Source organism: Actinomadura litoris (genome assembly GCF_009733595.1).
GTDB classification, from domain to species: Bacteria; Actinomycetota; Actinomycetes; order Streptosporangiales; family Streptosporangiaceae; genus Spirillospora; species Spirillospora litoris.
In genome coordinates this window covers 103,054-122,005 of record NZ_WOFH01000001.1, presented here as the reverse complement: position 1 = coordinate 122,005, position 18,952 = coordinate 103,054, and the positions used below count along the sequence as shown (strand labels likewise).

The following is an 18,952-nucleotide window of genomic DNA, read 5'->3' as shown; positions in this document are numbered from 1 at the left end:
GCGTCCGGGCCGAGCGGCAGGTCGTACCCTGGTCCGCGATGGGAACACGAGGTGTGGAGGGCGCGTACCAGGGCGCGCTCCGGGCGTTTCAGAACCCGATGCTCGATCTGCTCCACCGGACCTACGCGCCGTTCGTGGTGACGGTGCTGGCGATGATGTTCACGCCGGAGCGTCCGGCGGTGGCGGTGGCGGACGCCCACGCGGAGATCGCCGACGCCCTGGACCGGTTGCGGGCGGCGGGCCACGGCGACGAGGGCGACCAGCCCCTGCCCGCCGGGAACGCGCGCGACCTGTGCAGGCAGTGGGTGCACGCGGGCTGGCTCGTCCGGCAGGTCGCCGACGACGTCGAGGTGTACCGGCTGTCCGCGCACGGCGTCGGCGCGCTGGAGGTCGCGGGACGGGTCGGCGGAGCCCGGACCCGGGTGTCGGAGTCCCGCGTCCGGACGCTGCTGGAGGCGGTCGAGCGGCTCGCGCAGGACGCGGACCCGGACGTGATGGCCCGGATGGCGCGCCTCCAGACGGAGATCGACCAGCGCCGCCGCGAACTCGACCGGCTCGAACGGGGCGGCGCGGTCGAGACCGTCGACGACGACCAGTTGCTCGAAGCGGCCGAGAACGTCCTGCACCTGGCGCGGGAGCTGCCCGCCGACTTCGCCCGCGTCGCCGAGTCGATCAAGGCCATGCAGCGGGACGTCGTCGCCGACCTGCGGCAGGACGTCCGGCCGACCGGCGAGGTGCTGCGCGAGTACCTGGAGCGCGGCCGGCAGATCATGGACGCGACGCCGGAGGGCCGCGCGTTCGCCGGGGCGCTGCGCCTGATCGGCGACCCGGCGCGGATCGACGACCTGTCGAACCTGCTGCGCACCGTCCTCAGGCACGGGTTCACCCACCAGATGGCCGAGCCGCAGCGGCGGGAGCTCGCCGAGATCGCGCGCCGGATCGAGCAGGGCGTGAAGGAGGTGCTGACCGCGCAGCGGCAGGCGTCGCACGTCATCACCACCCAGGTGCGCAACCACGACCCGATGCGCGACCGCCAGGTGGACGAGCTGCTCCGGGACGTGATGGCCGGGTTCCACACCTGGGTGCCCGGCGCGCGCCGCGGCACGGTCGTCGACCCGCTGCGCCGCCTCCCGGTGGCCGACGTCGGGCAACTGCGCCAGACCATGAACGACCTGCGGCCTCCCCAGCCGCCCACGCCCCTGCGGGAATGGGACGACGTCGAGGACGTGCCGTCCGCGGACACCCGTGCGTGGGGCGGCCCCCAGTACGCCGAACTGCGCGCCCACCTGGAGGAGTTCGCGGGGGACGCGGACGGCGTCGACGTCGCGGCGGCGTTCCGCGCGGCGGCCGCGCGGATCCGGCGCCCGGTGGACCTGCTCGGACTGCTGGAGATCGCGCACGACCTCGGAATGTCCGACACGGCTGAGATGGTGACGGTCGACGCGGTCAGGCCCGACCTGACCGGGCGGCGGTTCGCGTTCGGGGGCGTGCTGGCGGCGAACCCGGCGCACCCCGCGACGAGCGGCGCCGCGGACGAGAGCCAGGGAAGCGACGATGAGTGAAGGGGACGGCGCGGGCGACGACCGTTCGTCCGGCGCGGCGGCGGGCTTCATCGAGCCGGTCCCGATGGAGGACGACCCGGCCGAGCTGTTCGCCGGCGACACCGGCACGCTGGACGTCGACGTGCGGCGGGTGCTGGTCCGGCTGCTCCAGCGCAGGTTCCTGCTGGCCGAGAAGCACCCGGCGCAGTGGCGCACGCTGCTGGAGAACCAGCAGATCATCGAGTCGCGGCTGCACGACCTGTTCGTCCGGCTCGTCGTCGACCACGACCGGGGCATCGCCTACAAGCAGCAGGTCCGCACGGCGGAGCTGGACGTCCCGATCCTGCTGAAGGACGACCCCTACAACCGGGCCGAGACCCTGGTGCTGGTCCACCTCCGGTCGGTCTTCCAACGGGAGCGCGGCACCGGCGAGACGTCCGCGCGGGTCGACATCGAAGAGCTGGAACAGACCGTGCTGACCTACTTCGACCCCGACGACCACAACCTCGCCCGGGGCCAGCGCGAGATCCGCAACGCGGTGCAGCGGCTGGTCACCGAGGGCCTGCTCGCGGAGGAGTCGGCGGGCCGGTACCGGATCACCTCGCTGGTCGAGGTCGTGCTCAGCACCGAGCGGCTCACCGAGCTGAGCCGGTGGCTGCGGGAGCGGAACGAGGCCGCGTCATGAGCATGATCGACACGCTGTTCGGGCTGATCCCGGCGGCCTCGCGGGGGCAGCAGTGGGTCGCGCGAGACCTCCAGCTCGTCAACTGGGGCGGCTACGACGGCTACCACCGCATCCGGTTCGCCCCCGGCGCGACCCTGTTCAGCGGCGGCTCCGGATCGGGCAAGTCGACGCTGATGGACTCCTACATCGCGTTGCTGATGCCGCACACCACCCCGTTCAACGGCGCCTCCAACGGCGGGGTGGTCGGCCGCCCCCGCGGCAAGGACCAGCGCAACATCCTCTCCTACGCGCGCGGGAAGCTCGACGAGTCGCGCACCGGCGGCGAGACGAGGTCGCGGGTGCTGCGCGGGGACGGCCGCGACACCTGGTCGGCGATCGCGATGACCTGGGCCGACCCGGGCGGCGCGGTGTTCACCGCGCTCCGGGCCTGGTACGTGCCCTCGGCCGCGCGCGTCCTGGACGACGTCGCCGTCGTCCGCGCCACCCGCGACGACGCCTACGACCTGCGCGAACTGGACGGCCCCGCGGGCAGCAGGTTCGCCCGCGACGCCGTCACCGCGACGGGCCTGACCTGCTTCGGCACCGACCGCGACTTCACCGCCCGGCTGCACACCGCGCTCGGCATCGGCGCCGCCGGGGACGGGCACAAGGCGGTCGGGCTGCTCGGCCGGATCCAGGCCGGCCAGCAGATCACCACGGTCGACGCGCTGTACAAGACGATGGTGCTGGAGGAGCCGTCCACCCTCGCGACGGCCGACGAGGTCGTGCAGCAGTTCGACGAGCTGTCCGGCACCCGCGACCGGATGATCACCGCCCGCCGGCAGGTGCGGGCGCTGGCCCCGATCCGCGACCACCGGGCCGCCATCGACGACGCGGTGACCCGCTTGCAGGTGATCGACGAGGTCGGATCGTTCGCCGACCCGGCGTCCCCCGCCGCGCTGTGGCGCCACGAGCGGCGGCTCGACCTGCTGCGCGCGGCCGAGCAGGACCTGACCAGGCGGCGCCACCGGGCCGCCGGGGACGTCCAGGAGACCTCCACGCTGATCACGGCGGCGGAGGCCCAGCGCGACGCGGTCCTCGACACCCTGCGCGCCTCCGGCGGCGACCGGCTGGAGACCGCCCGCCGGGAGATCCGCGGCGTGGAACTGCGGCTGGCCGAGGTCGAGCGCGCGCGCAAGCGGCTGGACCACGTCCTCGCGACCCTCGGCGCCAGCGCGGCGTCCGGTGAGGAGTTCGCCGCCCTGGTCGACACCGCGCACCGGACGCTGGCCGACTCCGACGCCAGGAAGACCGCGCAGAACGAGTTCGCCAAGGCGGCGTCGGAGAGCGGCGCCGCCGAACGCGACCTGGCCGCGCTGCGCGCCGAGCACACCAGGGTCAAGGCCCGCCGCGGCAACATCCCCACCGACCTGCACACCGCCCGCGACCTGCTGGCCGAGGCCGCCGGGCTCACCCCCGACGACCTGCCCTTCGTCGGTGAGCTGATCGAGGTGCGCACGGAGTTCGAGCCGTGGCGGGAGGCGTTCAACCTGGCGCTCGGCGGGTTCGCCACCCGGATGCTGATCGACATCGGCCGGCTGAACGCGTTCCGCGAGGCGATCAACGCGGTGCCGGTCGCCCGGCGGCTGCATTTCGAGGGCGTCCGCACCGGCATGCGCGACGAGGTCGGGCTGAACGACAGGACGCTCCCCGGCCGCCTCGACTACCGGCCGTCGCCGTTCACGGCCTGGCTCAAGGGCGAACTCGCGCGCGGGTTCGACTTCGTCTGCGTCGAGTCGCCCAAACTGCTGGTGCAGCATCCCAGGGCGCTCACCATCACCGGCCAGACCTCGCAGCGCGGACGGGGCGCGCACGGCGGCCACGGCCGCGCCAACCTGCTGGGATTCTCCAACACCAGGCTGCTCGCCGATCTCGACACCCGGATCGAGCACGCCAGGGAACGCCACGAGGACGCCCTCGCGCAGGCGAGGAAAGCGGAGCGGAACCTCAACTCCTTCGAGGAGAGGCGCGCCGCCTACCAGACCGTGACCGACCTCTCCTGGGACCAGGTGGACGTCGCGTCCGTCACCGCCGAACACGACCGCTGGAACCGGCTCATCACCGAGGTCCGCGACGACAACCCGGAGATCGACCGGCTGCAGAGACAGGCGGAGGAGCTCAAGACCCGGGTCAGCGCGCTGACCGAACGCATAGGCGAGCAGAAGAGCGAGGCCAAACGCCTCGACGAGTCCTGGGAAGCGATCGTGGACGAGGTGGACGGCGCCCAGCAGGCGCTCGACACCGCCGCCGCGAGCGGCACCGAGGTGAGCCCGCGGCACCGCGAGTACCTGGCGGCCCTGTTCGACGACGCCCCCGACGGCACCGACCCGGCGACGGCGCTGAAGGACTTCGACACCGCGCACCGCCGCGGCGTCGAACGGATGCGCGACGACCGGAAATCGGCCGAGGAGTCGATCGACCGCTCACGCCAGGCACTCCGCGACATCTTCTCGACCTTCGTCGAGCGCTGGCCGAACCCGAACCTCGGCACCGAACCGGACGCGTCCTACCGCGACTTCGACCGCCTGCTCACCGACCTGGAGACCAGCGGCCTGCACGAGCTGGAGACCGAGTGGCGCGACAGCCTGCTCAAGCTCTCCGGCAACGACCTCACCAGCCTGGACAGCGAACTCGCCGCCGCCGTCCGCGAGATCCGCGACCGGATCGACCCGGTCAACCGCATCCTCGCCGAACTGCCCTTCAACGACGACGGCCACCGGCTGCGCATCGACCCGCAGGAAAGCCACTCCGCGGTACGCGCCCGCTTCCGCAAGGAACTGCGCGACGTCCGCGCCGCCATCGACACATCGACCACGGACGCCGACCGCGAACGCGCCTACCACCGCATGGCCAAGGTGATCGACCGCATCCGCCGCACCGCCCCCGACTTCGCCGACCTGGTCGACGTGCGCAACCACGTCCGGATCAGCGCGGAGAAATGCGACCTCACCGGCCGTCATGTCGCGGTCTACGACCACATCGGGGAGAAGTCGGGCGGCGAGTCCCAGGAACTGGTGGCGTTCATCGTCGGCGCCGCGCTGCGCTACCAGCTGGGCGACGCGGGCGCCGAACGCCCCCGCTACGCCCCCGTCTTCCTGGACGAGGCGCTCATCAAGGCCGACGCGCACTTCACCGGCCGCGCCATCGGCGCCTGGCGCGGCCTGGGCTTCCAACTCATCATCGGAGCCCCCAACGACAAGCACAGCGCGATCGAACCCCACGTGGACGCGGAATACCTGATCCTCAAAAACCCCGAAGGCCGCTCATGGGCAAAACCAATAGTCGCGCTTCCGGACGCACGGCCCTCGTCCGCCCGATCCGAGTGAGCGGACCGTACGCCAACTCCCGATGGCTCGCCGGAGGCGACGTCCGCACCGAGCTCTCGTCCACGTCGTCGGGAACCACGCCGCCCGCCCCCGGTTCCCAGTGGTAGGCCCCGTTAGGCGCTGGTGCAGTGTTTGTCGGTGTCGCGGCGGACGGTGGCGCCGGTGAACTCCTCAAGGATGGCGATGTTCGCCGGGGCGTAGTTCGTCGCGGTGATCCGGTCGGCGTCGGGGCTGCCGAGCTTGCCCGTGTAGGGCGCGGACTTCTCCAGCCAGTAGGCCGTGCGCAGGAACTCGGTCAGGACGAGTTCGCGCAGCTTCGGCTCGCCCTTGATCTGCGCCCAGTAGTCGGGGTGCTTGTCCTTGGCCACCCGCAAATAGAGCAGCAGGTAGCGCAGGTTGGTGGCAGCGATGTCCCGGGCGTTGCTGGCCCCGACCCCCTTGATGTACTCCTGCACGACGGTCACCGCGGGCAGTCCCATGAGCCCGGCGTTCAGCTCCGCGAGCACGCCCTGCAGCTTGTAGCTGCCCTGCTGGGAGTCGCGCAGGTAGATGCCGTCCATGCTGTCGCTGTACTTGTCGGTGATCAGGGGCAGGATCTCGCGGCGGGGGAAGCCGCCGTGCAGCGGCACGGTGGTCGCCTGCTGCGAGGCGTTGATCCAGGCCGCGATGTGCACGTCCCACCGGGTCCGCGACGGATCCAGGTCCCACATGTGCGTCTCCTCGTGGATCGCCACCATCATCGACTCGGCGAAGCCCTCGAAGCTCCGGGTGTTCACGAACTGGCTCCAGTACTTGTCGCCCGCCTGCGCGACGGCCAGCTTCTGCCCGCTCGGCCAGCGCCGCTTGTACATCTCCTGGAGGCTCGCCATCCAGTTCCCGGAGCCGAAGCGCGCCTTGACGTCGCTGATGTCGGCCGTCGGTGTCGAGGGTTCTCCGTAGCAGTAGGGTTCGGCCGCGCCGCCCGGCGCGGCCGAGGCCACGGCTGCGGGGCCGGGCACCAGCGACAGGGCGACGGCGGCGGTCAGCAGGGTCAGGCGGCCGGTACGTTTCACGGGGACCTCGCTTCGGCGGAGCGGTGGTCGCGACCTGGGCCGTTGCGACGCGACCTGTGTCTCTGATCAGGGCATGCTAATTCCCTTCGACCCGCACCGCCGCCCGCGGCGCCTGTGATTACCGACCGAAGGATCTCCAAAACCGCAGCTCAACCTCTTACGGCCCCGCCGCGGAACTCTGGAAAAGTAGTTCCCCCCAAGATCATCATCACATTTCGCCTGCCCCCGCCCTTGAAAAGCCACCGAATTCCACCCGGCCCCGAAGCCGACACGCAATCCCCGGGCTGTGGAAGGCCGTCGAGACCGTGGCGGGGCTGTTGGATGGGGGAGAGGCGATCTTCCTGGTCCGTCCCCGACCGGAGGCCGAAGGCCGATCGGCGTTGAAGTTCTTCGCGCGCCTGCTACGCCGAGCAGGGCCGTGCTCTGGGTGAGGTCGCTTGGGGCTCAGGGGCACCGGTGGGCTCGGGAGTATTGTTCCCTTGTCGATGTATGACTATATTACGTCATACAAAGTGGGGGGAGATGGCATTCGTCATGGAGTCAGCTGCGGGGCTCGTGGAGCGATCCAAACTCGTGGTGGCGGTCGCGTGAGGAGCATCGAGACCGCCGGGCCCGATGATCTGGACGAGGTGCTGGCGCTGCTGAACGGTGTCGCGTCGTGGTTGATGTCCCGGGGCATCAGGCAGTGGGCCATCGGGTTCACCGCCGAGAAGATGGCGCCGATCATCGAGCGCGGTGAGCTGTACGTGGTCCGCGAGAACGGGGCCGCGATCGCCACCGTCACCGTCTCCACCGATGGGGACGCCGACTTCTGGACCACCGAGGAACGTGCGGAGCCCGCGCGCTATGTGGCCAAGCTGGCCACCGCCCGCGAGTACTCCGGGCAGGGCCTCGGGGCGCTGCTGCTTCGCTGGGCGGTCGACCTGGGCTCCCGCCAGGGCGCTCAGTGGGTCAGGCTCGACGCCTGGCGCACCAACTATCAGCTTCATGACTTCTACCGCAAAGCCGGTTGGTCCCATCTGCGGACGGTCGAGCTTGAGCACCGTCGGTCCGGGGCCCTTTTCCAGCATCCTGCCGTGTCCGACCCGGAGGCCCGGAGCGCCCTTCCCGTGGCCTCTCAATAGACCTGCCCCACTAAAAGACGAGAGCTGTGCGATCGGAGATCGCACAGCTCTTTCGTCGTGAATTACGCGTCTTGGGGAGCCGCCGTAGTTCGCGATGGCGGGATCCTCCCACGGGCCGGGGGCACCCGTGGGAGGACGTTTCTCATCCGGTGAGGTCGCTCGTCTCCGCGTCGGAGCGGTCGACCTCCAGCGTGTCGGCGAGCAGCCCCTGGGTGTAGGGGTGCTGCGGGTCGGTGAGCACCGACTCGACCGCGCCCGACTCGACGACGCGTCCCTTGCTCAGCACGACGACCTGGTCGCCGATGCTGCGCACGACCGCGAGGTTATGGGTGATGAAGACCATGCTCAGCCCGTCGTCCTGCAGGGTGCGGAGCAGTTCGACGACCGAGGCCTGGACGGAGACGTCGAGGCCCGAGGTGACCTCGTCGCAGATCAGCAGCGAGGGGTTGCAGGCGAGGGCGCGGGCGATCGCCACCCGCTGGCGCTGGCCGCCCGACAGTTCGGCGGGGTAGCGGTCCGCGAGCCGCCACGGGATCTCCACGCGCTCAAGGGCCTCCTGGGCCTTGGTGCGGGCCGCCTTTCCGCGTTCGCCGTAGAAGTGCCTCAGCGGAACGGTCACCGCGGTCGCGACCGTCTCGCGGGGGTTCAGCGAACCGTAGGGGTTCTGGAAGACGTACTGCATCTGCTGCTTGACGGCCTTGGGGCGGTCCCGCAACCGGGAGGGAAGCGGCTTGCCGTCCATTTCGAAGTCGCCGGTCTGCTCTTCGTGGAGACCGATCAGACATCGGGACATGGTCGTCTTGCCGCTGCCCGACTCGCCCACGACCGCCAGGCATTCGCCGGGGGCGACGTCGAAGGAGAGGTCGTAGAGCACCTGGGTGCGGTTGTAGGAGGCGTTCAGGTTCCGCACGCTGAGGACGGCCTGCCTGTCCCCGCCCTTGTTCTCGGTGTGGTGCAGGGGCTCCTTGACCAGAAGCTTCTGGTTCTGCAGGACGTGCTCGACCCGGATGCAGCGCGCCTGGCTGCCCGTGGACGTCGTGACCATCTCGGGCGCGGCCTCGCGGCAGCGGTCCTCGACGAACGCGCAGCGGTCGGCGAACACGCAGCCCTCGAACTTGGCCCCCGCCGCCGGCGCCCGGCCGGGGATGGCGACCAGCGGCAGCCGCTGGCGCGTGGACGGCACCGATTCAAGCAGCGCGATGGAGTAGGGGTGCGCGGCGGAGAGCAGGACCTCCTCGCGCGATCCGGTCTCCAGGATCTGCCCGGCGTACATCACGGTCACCAGGTCGCCGACCGTGCCGACGACCGCGAGGTCGTGCGAGACGAAGACGGCGGCCATGCCGTTGTCGCAGCAGAGGCCGGCGACCATCTCCAGGACCCTCGCCTGCGTGGAGACGTCCAGGCCGGTCGTGGGCTCGTCGAAGACGATCAGCTTCGGGCCCTTCGCGACGGCCATGGCGATCGCGACGCGCTGCTGCTGGCCGCCCGAGAGCTCCTGGGGGTGCCGCCGCAGGAACGCGTCGTCCGAGGGAAGGCCGACGTCCTCCAGGACCTTGCGGATCCTCGGCAGGTTCTCCTTCTTGCCGCCGAGCAGTCCCTCGGTCAGCTGGGTGCCGATCCGCATCGCCGGGTTGAGCGCCGTCGCGGGGTCCTGGGGCACGAAGCCGATGAGCTTCTTGCGCGCCTCGCGCAGCTCCTTCGGGCCGAGCGCCAGCAGGTCGACCCCGCCCACCACGACCTTGCCGCCGGTGATGTTCGCGCCGGACTTGGCGAAGCCGAGCAGCGCGAGCCCGACCGTGCTCTTGCCCGAGCCCGACTCGCCGACCAGGCCCATGACCTGGCCGGTGTCCAGGCTGAACGAGACGTCGTTGGCGATCACGCTGCCGTCGTCGAGCGTGACGGTGAGGCCGGTGACTTCGACCGCCTTCATGAACGGGTCCCTTCGGTGCGGCCGATCACACGCGCGGCGCCTTCGGCGAAGAGGTTGCCGCCGATCGTGAACAGGGCGACGCAGACGGCGGGGATGATGACGGCGAGCGGCTGGATCGCGAGGCCGTCCTTGTTCTCGCTGACCATGAGGCCCCAGTCGGAGGCGGGCGGCTGGACGCCGAAGCCGAGGAAGCTCAGCGAGGCGAGGCCGACGACCGACCACATGAGCCGGAGCCCGATCTCCACCATGAGCGGGGAGGTGACGCTCGGCAGCACCTCGCGCATGAGGATGTGGCGGGAGGAGAGTCCGATCGTCCGGGCCCACATGACGTGCTCGCGCCGCATCACCGGACGCGCCGCGCCGCGCATCACGCGCGCCATCCCGGGGGTGAGGCCGATCGCCACGAGGACCACGAGGATCACCCGGCTCGGCCCGACCATCGAGATGAACAGGATCGCCATGATGATCGTCGGGAACGTCAGCATGATGTCGACGAGCCGCATGAGCAGCGCCTCGACGATCCCGCCCTTGAAGGCCGCGACCAGCCCGATCGTGGTCCCGAGCGTCACGCCGATGAAGGTGGCGGCGAAGGCCATCCAGGTCAGGTTGGCGCCACCGCTGAGGATGCGCGAGAGGATGTCCCGGCCGAGCGAGTCGGCGCCGAGCACCAGGCCGTCGCCGGGGTCGGCGTAGGGCTTGGCGAGGACCGCGGTCGGCGAGTGCGGCGCGAAGAACGGGCCGGCGAGCGCGAAGACGATCATGACGAGCATCATGATCAGGCCGAGCCGGGTCTGCCGGGCGGTCAGGACGCGGTGGGTGAGAGTCCTGGGCGGAGCCTGGTCCCCCTGCTCCTTGGGTCGCGTTCGGATCATGGCCGCACGCTCCTTCGTCTGTCAGCGGGACTTGTTCAGGGTTCCGAGTACGTCGGCGAGTTGGTTGAAGCAGAAGAACGCGGTCGCCATCAGCATGATGATCGCCTGGATCATCGGCAGGTCGTGGCCGGCGACCGAGTCCACGAGCGCGGAGCCGATGCCCGGGTAGGCGAACAGGTACTCGATCACGACCGAGCCCGCGATGGTGTAGGCGGCCATGATGCTCGCCGCGGGGATGCTGGGCGCGAGCGCGTTCGGCAGCGCGTGCCGGAACAGGATCCGCCGCGTGGACAGGCCCTTGATCGTCGCGAGCTGCACGTACTCGCTCTCCAGCACGTCGATGAAGGACACGCGCACGAGGCGCGAGAGGTAGGTGACCCCGACGACCGTCATGACGGCGAGCGGCATGATCAGCTGCCGCGGGTGCTCCCAGGGCGCCTCACCCGGGGGGATCAGCGACACCGGCGGGAGGACCTTGAACACGACGGTGCCGAACAGCGCGATCACGAGGCTGCCGAGGACGAAGTCCGGGGTGGCCGTCACGACGAGCGAGGCGCCGAGGTAGGAGCGGTCGACGAACTTGTCGCGGAAGACGGCCGCGATCAGGCCGACCAGGAGCGACAGCGGGAGGATCAGCACCATCGCGATCACGGTCAGCGTCGCGGAGTTGAAGATCCGTTCGGACAGCAGCTCCGACACGGGCTGGCCGCTGACCAGCGAGTCGCCCATGTTCCCGGTGAGGACGTTGCTCAGCCAGTCCCAGTACTGGCTGATCAGCGGCTGGTTGAGGCCCAGGTTCTCGTTCATCTGGGCGACCTGCTCGCTGGTCGCGCTCGGGCCGAGGATGATCTTCGCGACGTCGCCGGGCATCGCCTGCGTCGCCACGAAGACGATGACGGAGATGCACCACAAGGTCACCAGGCCCATCAGCACGCGTACCCCGATCTGCCACGCGAGCGTGGCCTTTCGGGAACGGCGCCGGGGCGGGGCGGCCTTGACCGCGATGGCGGTCGTCGTCTCAATAGCCATTGCAACAATCCCGTTCAACGTGTCCGGTCGTCGTTTGGGCCAGGGGGCGTCCGCTGGTGACCTTCCGGTCCGAGCGGTGCCCAGGGCAGGCGCTGGCGCCGTTGTCGGCGTTCGGGAGGAATTCCCCCGGGCTGTTCGGGAGAATGGCCCCCGAGATGTTCGCGGTAAAGCCCTCCGCGACGCTCGCGGGAGAATCTTCCGCGATGTTCACGAGAAAGCCTTCTGCGATCGCCTCCGCCGGCGCGGTCGGCTTGTAGCCTTGGCACCGCTCGGGTCGGAACGCCACAAGCGGACACCTCCTGGCCACGACTCCGTGCTTGCGGAACACGGAGCCGCCCCCTCGCCGGGCCCAGGCCCACGAAGGCCTGGACCCGAGGAGGGCGAACTCCGGTTCGCGCGACACCGCCCTACCTGCTCAGTTGTTGATGCTGACCTTGGTGAAGTCGTACAGGTTCCCCGAGGGGTAGTCCGGAACGAGGCCGTGCACCTTCGAGGAGTACACGCTCACCGTGGGGTTGGTCGCGGCGAGAATGGACGCTCCCCGCTCGTACTCGATCTTCTTCATCTGCTTGGAGATATCGCACTGCTGCTGCGGGTCGGAGGTCTCGTAGAGCTTCTTGGAAAGCGACTCGAACTCCGGGTCGTGCCAGTGCGTGTGGTTGAGCGTGTCGTCCTTGCTGATCATTTCCGGCACGCCCTCCAGGTAGGGGCGCGTGTCGTACCCGGTGTAGAACGTCCGCTTACCCCACTTTTCGAGGTAGGCGCCCAGCTCCATCTTCTGCACCTTGATGTTGACGCCGATCTTCTTGGCGTCCTCGGCGAGGATCTGGGTGAGCTGGAGCATACCCGGCTTGTTCGCGGCGGTCTCCAGGTCGATGCTGAGGTTCGACTTGCCGGCGTCCGCGAGCAGCTTCTTCGCCTGGTTGAGGTCCTGGTCTCGCTGGGGGACCTCCGGGACGCACTTGTCGAAGCCCGAGTAGTCGTTCGCCAGCTCCCCGAGGCCGTCGAAGGCGTTGGTGAGCGCGAGCTTGCGGTTGATGATCAGCCGCATCGCCTGGCGGACGCGCACGTCGTTGAAGGGCGCGACGTCGGCGCGCATGCCGATGCTGACCTTCAGGTTCACATCGCTCTTCATGACCTTCTTGCCCGGCGTCTTCTCGATCGTCGGAAGCGAGGTCTGGAGGATGTTGGAGCTCGCGTCGATCTGCCCGCCGATCAGCGCGTTGGTCGATGCCTCCGCGGTCTTGAAGCTGATCAGCTTGACCTTGTCGAGCTTGGGCTTGGTGCCCCAGTAGGTGTCGTTCCGCTTGACGACGGTCTCCCGCCCGGGGGTGAAGGAGACGAGGCTGAACGGGCCCGTCCCCATCGCCTGCTCGGGCTTGGAGCCCTTCTTGTAGAAGATGATGTTGCTGTTGGTGACGGCGAAGTCGAACGGCCCGTAGGGCTTGGCCAGCTTGAACTTCACGGTCAGGTCATCGACCTTCTCGATCCCCTTGGGGTCCATGAAGTCGATGTAGTTGCGCTCGATGAGCGTGTTCTTCTTGTCGAGGATCCGCTGGAACACCGCGATCACGTCGTCCGCGCTGAACGCGCTGCCGTCGTGGAACTTGACGTTCGGACGGAGCTTGACCGTCCACTCGGTGTTGTCCTTGTTGTGCGTGATGCCGGTGGCGAGTGCCCACTGGAAGCCGCCGTCCTTGGTCCGGTGGGCGAGCGGCTCGAACAACGAGGCGTTGCGGACGTAGAAGTCCTGTGATCGCAGGTTGGAGTACGCGTCGATAGTGGAGATCGTGCTGGCGACCACGCCAACGCGGAGCATCCCCCCTGACGCACCCCCCTGCCCCTCCGACGAGTCTGAAGAGCATGCGGCCGCGAGGCTGAGGGCCATGGCGGAGGCCACCATGGGCGCGAGCATCCGGGGATGTCTCCTGTACCCCTTGCCGACCATTCGACTCAACATCCTTCCTCCTTAGAAAGACGCTGTGGGTGCGATGGGAGCTCTTGCCCGGAACGAGATCGGTCGGTGTCCTTGGCTGCCGTGCTCCGCAAACGTGCGCGAACAAGAGGTCATCCTGTCCGACCGAGTCTGGCTACTTGGCACTTTGTATGACGTACTAAATCAGACACCCCAGGTGGCGTCAACATCGAAAATCACATGAAGTTTGCCGACAAGATGGCGTTGTCGCTGCTGACAAGCGGTCAAGGTCGGGCTGGAGGGCTGCCGCCCAGGTCCCGCGCGGGGGCGCCCGCTGGAGGTTGACCTTGTCTTTGGGTACGACTATATTACGTCATACAAAGTGTGAGGAGATGGGATGCCAGAGACCGGACCGGACCTGCGGATCGACCGTCCTGCGGAGACGGTCCCGCAGTTGGTCGTGCGCAGGGTTCGGCAGGCCATCCTGGAAGGCGCGCTGCTGCCGGGGCGCCGGCTCACCGAGCGTGAGCTCATGGAGCTCACCGGCGTGAGCCGCACCTCGATCCGCGAGGCCGTCCTCCATCTCCAGACGCTGGGCCTCGTCGAGACGTCGGGCGGCAGGGGCGTCCGGGTGGCGGTGCTCAGCAGCGACGACATACGGCAGGTCTACGAGGTGCGCGCGGCGCTGGAGTCCGAGGCCGCCTCGCTCTTCGTCCAGCGCGCCACCGACAGCGAGGTCCTGGAGCTGGTCAAGCTCACCCGACCGGGCAAGAGCGACGACGACCAGCTCACGGCGATATACCACTTCGACGAGCTGCTGATGGCGGGGGCGCGCAACGCCCTCCTGGAGTCCACCCTCGCGCCGCTGCACGCTCGCATCCACGCGCTACGTCGCCTGTCGCTCAGCACCCCCGGGCGCCGGGAGAAATCCGACCAGGAGTACCGCGACCTCGTCGCCGCGATCACCGACCGGGCCGCCGACCGCGCCGCCCAACTCGCCCGTGTCCACGTGGACGCCGCGAAGGAGGCGGCACTGGCGGCCATCGCGAAGCTGGAAGAAGAACGAGCCTCGGGAGCGTGACCGCGCCGGGCGCCGGTTCCACCGCGCGCCCGCCCCGACCGCGCGGCGGCGACTCCGAGACCCCGGACCGCGCGGCGGCGTAACCGAGAAGAGCGGTTCACCCCGTGACAACGGCGTACACGGAAACAGCGGCATGCCCCTGAAGGCGGCGTGCCCGGAGAAAGTCGTGCCCGACTCGGACGGGCGAGCAATGGCCTACCGACCGGAGAGACTCATGCAGCATGAGCTAGCTGATATCGCGATCGTGGGCGTGGGGCAGTCGGACTTCCGCGCGCTCTACGCCCCCACCGACCGGCCCAGGGACGCCTTCGGGCTGGCCGCCGCCGCCCTCCGGGAGGCGATCGAGGACTGCGGGATCGACAAGGACGAGATCGACGGCCTGCTCAGTTGCCGTGTGCCCTACGACCGGCTGGCCACCGTGACCGGCCTGAGCAGCCCCCGCTTCGTCCACGACCTGGAGGGGACGGGCCGGATGAGCGGCATCGCCCTCCAGGAGGCCGCCGCGCTGATCTCCAGCGGCGTGGCCGACGTCGTCGCCTGCGTCTACGGCAACAACGGCCGGTCGGCGAAGGTGAAGTACGGCGGCGAGGGCGCGGGGCCGACCACCGCCTACGACGAGATGTACGGCATGACCTCGCCGGGCGCCTACGTCGGCATGATGTACCAGCGCTACCGGGGCATGTACGGGGCGGGCGAGGACGCGCTGGCGCCGCTGGCGATCAACAACCGCCGGCACGCCGCGCTCAACCCGGTCGCCGTCCTCCAGAAGGAGTTCACCCGCGAGGAGTACCTGAGCTCCCGGTACATCGCCGAACCGCTGCGGCTGCTCGACTACTGCCTCATCAACGACGGCGCCGTCGCCTTCATCGTCACCTCGATGGACCGCGCGCGGTCGCTGCGCAAGGCGCCGGTCCGCGTCGCCGGGACGGCGGGCCTGGGGCACATCGGCAACTACTACACGGCGGAGGACTTCTTCTACTCCGCCTGCCAGGACGTGGCGAGCCGGCTCTACGAGCAGACCGGCATCGCGCCGGAGGAGGTCGACTGCTTGCAGATCTACGACAACTTCACGCCCACGATCCTGTTCACCCTTGAGGGCTTCAACCACGCGCCGCAGGGCGAGGCATGGCGCTGGGTGGACGAGGAGAAGATCCGCCACGACGGCCCGCGGCCGCTGAACACGGCGGGCGGGCACACCAGCGAGAGCTACATGCAGGGCTGGGCGCACCACGTCGAGGCGGTGCGCCAGCTGCGCGGCGAGGCGGGCGGCAGGCAGGTGCCCGGATGTTCGACGGTGCAGTACATGTGCGCGTCGCCGATCGTCACCTCGCACATCCTCACCAATGACGAGGCGGTCACCCGATGAGCGTCCAGAACGACACCCAGAGCATCGCCGAGAGCTACGACCGGCTGCTGCCGGAGATCACCCCGGAGAACCGCCCGTACTGGGACGGCCTCGCCGAAGGCGAGCTGCGGCTCCAGTGCTGCGACGCGTGCGGCGAGTACCGCTTCCCCGACAGCGAGGTGTGCCCGCGCTGCCTGTCCGGCTCGTTCGGCTGGCGCGCGGTCAGCGGCAAGGGACGGCTGTGGTCCTGGATCCGGATGCACCAGCGCTACCTCAGCGCCTTCGACGAGGTCAGGCCGTACCTGGTGGCCTACATCAAGCTCGACGAGGGCCCGCCCATCATCAGCACGCTCGTGGACGTGCCGGACGACCTCGAATTCGACCTGCCCGTCCGGGCCGTGTTCGAGCCCGGCCTGAGCGAGCGCACGATCCTCAAGTTCGCGATCGAGACCCCGGAGGACGCGGCGTGAGCGCCCAGTCGAGTGAGCAGCTCGTCCTGCACGAGGACCTCGGCGACGGCGTCGCCCGGATCACCCTCAACCGGCCGGAGAAGCGCAACGCGATGAGCCGCGCCGCGCGGTCGGCGCTGCTGGAGGCCCTGGACCGCTGCCACGGGACGGCGAGGGTCATCATCCTGACCGGCGCCGGCACCGCGTTCTGCTCCGGCGTCGACCTCAAGGAGGCCGGCGAGGAGGGCCCCGGCGCCGACGACACCGTCGAGGGCAGGCGGACGAGCTGGCACACCGTCCAGGAGAAGATCCGGCGCCACCCCGCGATCGTCATCGCGGCGGTCAACGGGTTCGCGCTCGGCGGCGGCGTCACGCTGGCCAACTCCGCCGACCTCGCCATCGCCGCGCACGAGGCCCGGCTCGGCATGCCCGAGCTGGGGTTCGGCCTGTACCCGGGGCTCGCCGGGCCCTCGACCCAGCTGCGGCTCTCGCCGAAGCGGGCGGCCTGGATGGTGCTGACCACCAAGCGCATCAGCGGCACCACCGCCGCCGAGTGGGGCCTGGTCAACGAGGCGGTCCCGCTCGCCGACCTCGCCGACGCCGCCCTGGAACTGGCCCGCGACATCGCGCGGTTCGACCCGGTCAGCCTCGACTGGTCGAAGCGGGCGCTGCACGAGATCCCCCAGCACATCTCCGACTGGACGACGGCGCTGCGCTACGGCGAGGACGTCCGCGCGCAGATCCAGGCCCGCAGCGACGTCCTGTCCGACGGCGCGAAGACCTACCGCCGGGCCGTGGGCAAGAACGAGGCCGCGGGCAGGAACGAGGCGGCGGGCGAGATCGGAGCCGCGGGCGGGAACGGCGAGCGATGACGGCGCCGGCCGGCGCGGCGCCGCCGCCCTTCACCAGCGAGTTCCTGTACTGGATCTCGCTCGACTTCGCCGGCTCGGAACCGGCGGACCTCGCGCGCTTCGAGCGCTTCTACAACGAGACGCACGTCCCGGAGGTCCTCTCGCGGTACCCGGGCTTCCGGGTCGCGCACCGCTTCTCCCTCCAGATCCCCGACCCGCGGGGCGACTTCGGCGGGGGGTACCTGGCGGCCTACGAGGTCGAGGACGAGCAGGCGGTCGAGAAGTACATCGCGGGAACGACGGCCCCGGGGGGCACCCGTCCCCCCTACAGCGACGACCCGCCGCTCTGGCCGGATCTGCTCACCCACCGCTGGCGCGTCGTCTACGAGAAGGTCTCGGAGACCGGGCCCTCGACGGGCGACCCCGGCTCGATCTACATCATCGGGATCGAGCCGCCCGCGGACGTCGGTGACGAGCTGGCCGAGTTCGACGAGTTCTACACCGGCGTCCACCTGCCCGAGGCGGTGGCCATCGGGGGCTTCAGCCGGGGGAGCAGGTACACGCTGCGGCGCGAGCTGGAGCACCCGGCCCCCGGCTGCCCGCGCTTCCTCGCGGTCTACGAGCAGGCGGACGGCAGCGACGAGCAGGCCCGCGCGACGCTGCGCACCTTGATCGACTCGGACGGCTGGACGCCGGGCCCCGCGTCCTGGACCAGGAAGACGACGCCGTGGCGGCTCTGGTACCGGCACATCGCGGTCATTCCACGGGCGACGTCGCCGGACCAAGCGACCGTCCGGCAACCTTGAGGAGGGGGAGGCGTGTTCATTCTCGACACCCAGATCCACATGTTCCTGCCCAACACACCGGAACGGCCCTGGCCGGACATCGGTGAGAGCTACTCCGGCAAGCCGGAGTCGACGCCGAAGCAGATCCTGCCGAGGATGGACGAGCTCGGCATCGACGCCGTGGCGATCGTCCCGGCGATCTGGGCGGGCGACGACAACGGGCCCGCGCTCGGCTGGGCCGCGGAGCATCCCGGCCGGTTCGGCGTGATGGGCCGGTTCAACCTCTGGGACCCCGACCGCGAGCGCATCGAGCGGTGGTTCGACAACCCGTACATGCGCGGCATCCGGATGAGCTACCCGGACTTCCGCGGACGCGAGTGGATCGACGTCGACACGTTCCCGTGGTTCTGGGAGGCCGCGGAACGGCTCGGCATCCCGCTGATGCTGCTGATCTACGGCCCCGAGGTCCGCAAGGTCGCCGCGATCGCCGAGCGGCACCCGGACCTCAAGCTGATCGTCGACCACATGGGCCTGATCATCGGCGACCCGGACACCCAGGACCTCTGGGCGCACATCGACGACATCTTCCCGCTCGTGAAGTACCCGAACGTCTACATGAAGTACTCCGCGATCCCCGACTACACGAACGAGCCCTACCCCTACCCGTCGCTGACCCCGACGCTGAAGCGCGTCTACGACGCCTACGGGCCCCAGCGGCTCATGTGGGCCTCGGACACCACGCGCGTGCGCGGCGCGACGTGGCGGGAGAACCTCGACCACGTCCGCTACACGCTCGACTTCCTCAGCGAGGAGGACAAGGTCTGGATGCTCGGCCGGACGGCGGCCACGGTGCTGAACTGGCCCCGTCCCGCGGAGGGCTGGGAGTGGGAGCGCACCGGACCGGGTGCCGCCGACACGGCGCGCTGAG

General features: G+C 69.8%; 16 protein-coding genes. 10 read left to right on the top strand and 6 right to left on the bottom strand.

All coding sequences use genetic code 11. The features are described from left to right. The first annotated feature begins 38 nt into the window (after positions 1-38). Genes GNZ18_RS00540 through GNZ18_RS00530 form a run of 3 tightly spaced genes read left to right on the top strand, consistent with a single transcriptional unit; the run spans position 39 to position 5,591 of the window. Positions 39-1,562 (top strand): DUF3375 domain-containing protein, encoded by a 1,524-nt coding sequence (locus GNZ18_RS00540; RefSeq protein WP_156214091.1) that lies wholly within the window; start codon positions 39-41, stop codon positions 1,560-1,562. Continuing rightward, entirely contained in the window at positions 1,555-2,226 is a 672-nt protein-coding gene (locus tag GNZ18_RS00535) for a DUF4194 domain-containing protein (protein WP_156214090.1), read from the top strand. The genes GNZ18_RS00540 and GNZ18_RS00535 overlap by 8 nt, the downstream gene beginning before the upstream one ends. Beyond that, complete coding sequence (locus tag GNZ18_RS00530; RefSeq protein WP_156214089.1) at positions 2,223-5,591, top strand: ATP-binding protein; 3,369 nt, start codon at positions 2,223-2,225, stop codon at positions 5,589-5,591. The genes GNZ18_RS00535 and GNZ18_RS00530 overlap by 4 nt, the downstream gene beginning before the upstream one ends. A gap of 113 nt (positions 5,592-5,704) precedes the next feature. Here GNZ18_RS00530 and GNZ18_RS00525 read toward each other — a convergent pair whose 3' ends face one another. Continuing rightward, positions 5,705-6,643 (bottom strand): hypothetical protein, encoded by a 939-nt coding sequence (locus GNZ18_RS00525; RefSeq protein WP_214616397.1) that lies wholly within the window; start codon positions 6,641-6,643, stop codon positions 5,705-5,707. Positions 6,644-7,230: 587 nt separating this feature from the next. Between GNZ18_RS00525 and GNZ18_RS00520 the strand changes: the two genes are divergently transcribed. Beyond that, a complete protein-coding gene (locus GNZ18_RS00520; RefSeq protein WP_173390587.1) occupies positions 7,231-7,767 on the top strand; it encodes a GNAT family N-acetyltransferase in 537 nt (178 codons plus the stop codon). Positions 7,768-7,909: 142 nt separating this feature from the next. Here the strand turns inward: GNZ18_RS00520 and GNZ18_RS00515 are convergent, their stop codons facing one another. The 5 genes from GNZ18_RS00515 to GNZ18_RS00495 form a co-directional block, all read right to left on the bottom strand. Next, complete coding sequence (locus GNZ18_RS00515; RefSeq protein ID WP_156214087.1) at positions 7,910-9,697, bottom strand: ABC transporter ATP-binding protein; 1,788 nt, start codon at positions 9,695-9,697, stop codon at positions 7,910-7,912. Further along, positions 9,694-10,569 (bottom strand): ABC transporter permease, encoded by an 876-nt coding sequence (locus tag GNZ18_RS00510; protein WP_156214086.1) that lies wholly within the window; start codon positions 10,567-10,569, stop codon positions 9,694-9,696. The genes GNZ18_RS00515 and GNZ18_RS00510 overlap by 4 nt, the downstream gene beginning before the upstream one ends. 21 nt (positions 10,570-10,590) lie before the next feature. Next, on the bottom strand, positions 10,591-11,598 hold the full coding sequence (locus GNZ18_RS00505) for an ABC transporter permease (RefSeq protein WP_156214085.1): 1,008 nt from the start codon (positions 11,596-11,598) through the stop codon (positions 10,591-10,593). Beyond that, positions 11,588-11,884, bottom strand: coding sequence for a hypothetical protein (locus GNZ18_RS00500; RefSeq protein WP_156214084.1), 297 nt, complete (start codon positions 11,882-11,884; stop codon positions 11,588-11,590). The genes GNZ18_RS00505 and GNZ18_RS00500 overlap by 11 nt, the downstream gene beginning before the upstream one ends. A gap of 129 nt (positions 11,885-12,013) precedes the next feature. After that, positions 12,014-13,417: an ABC transporter substrate-binding protein gene (locus GNZ18_RS00495; protein ID WP_173390586.1), complete on the bottom strand. Its 1,404-nt coding sequence runs from the start codon at positions 13,415-13,417 to the stop codon at positions 12,014-12,016. Between the two features lie 493 nt (positions 13,418-13,910). On the opposite strand from GNZ18_RS00495, the gene GNZ18_RS00490 reads away from it, so the two are divergent. The 6 genes from GNZ18_RS00490 to GNZ18_RS00465 all read left to right on the top strand — a co-directional run bounded on the left by GNZ18_RS00490 (position 13,911) and on the right by GNZ18_RS00465 (position 18,951). Then, on the top strand, positions 13,911-14,594 hold the full coding sequence (locus GNZ18_RS00490; RefSeq protein ID WP_156214082.1) for a GntR family transcriptional regulator: 684 nt from the start codon (positions 13,911-13,913) through the stop codon (positions 14,592-14,594). Positions 14,595-14,808: 214 nt separating this feature from the next. Continuing rightward, positions 14,809-15,960, top strand: coding sequence for a thiolase family protein (locus tag GNZ18_RS00485; RefSeq protein ID WP_156214081.1), 1,152 nt, complete (start codon positions 14,809-14,811; stop codon positions 15,958-15,960). After that, entirely contained in the window at positions 15,957-16,409 is a 453-nt protein-coding gene (locus GNZ18_RS00480) for a Zn-ribbon domain-containing OB-fold protein (RefSeq protein WP_156214080.1), read from the top strand. The genes GNZ18_RS00485 and GNZ18_RS00480 overlap by 4 nt, the downstream gene beginning before the upstream one ends. Then, positions 16,406-17,260, top strand: a complete 855-nt coding sequence (locus GNZ18_RS00475) for an enoyl-CoA hydratase/isomerase family protein (protein ID WP_156214079.1) — start codon at positions 16,406-16,408, stop codon at positions 17,258-17,260. Before GNZ18_RS00480 ends, GNZ18_RS00475 begins: the two co-directional genes overlap by 4 nt. Further along, positions 17,257-18,045: a DUF4286 family protein gene (locus GNZ18_RS00470; RefSeq protein ID WP_156214078.1), complete on the top strand. Its 789-nt coding sequence runs from the start codon at positions 17,257-17,259 to the stop codon at positions 18,043-18,045. The genes GNZ18_RS00475 and GNZ18_RS00470 overlap by 4 nt, the downstream gene beginning before the upstream one ends. 12 nt (positions 18,046-18,057) lie before the next feature. Further along, the gene (locus tag GNZ18_RS00465; protein ID WP_156214077.1) at positions 18,058-18,951 is read left to right on the top strand and encodes an amidohydrolase family protein; all 894 of its coding nucleotides are present in this window, start codon (positions 18,058-18,060) and stop codon (positions 18,949-18,951) included. Position 18,952: the final 1 nt, after the last annotated feature.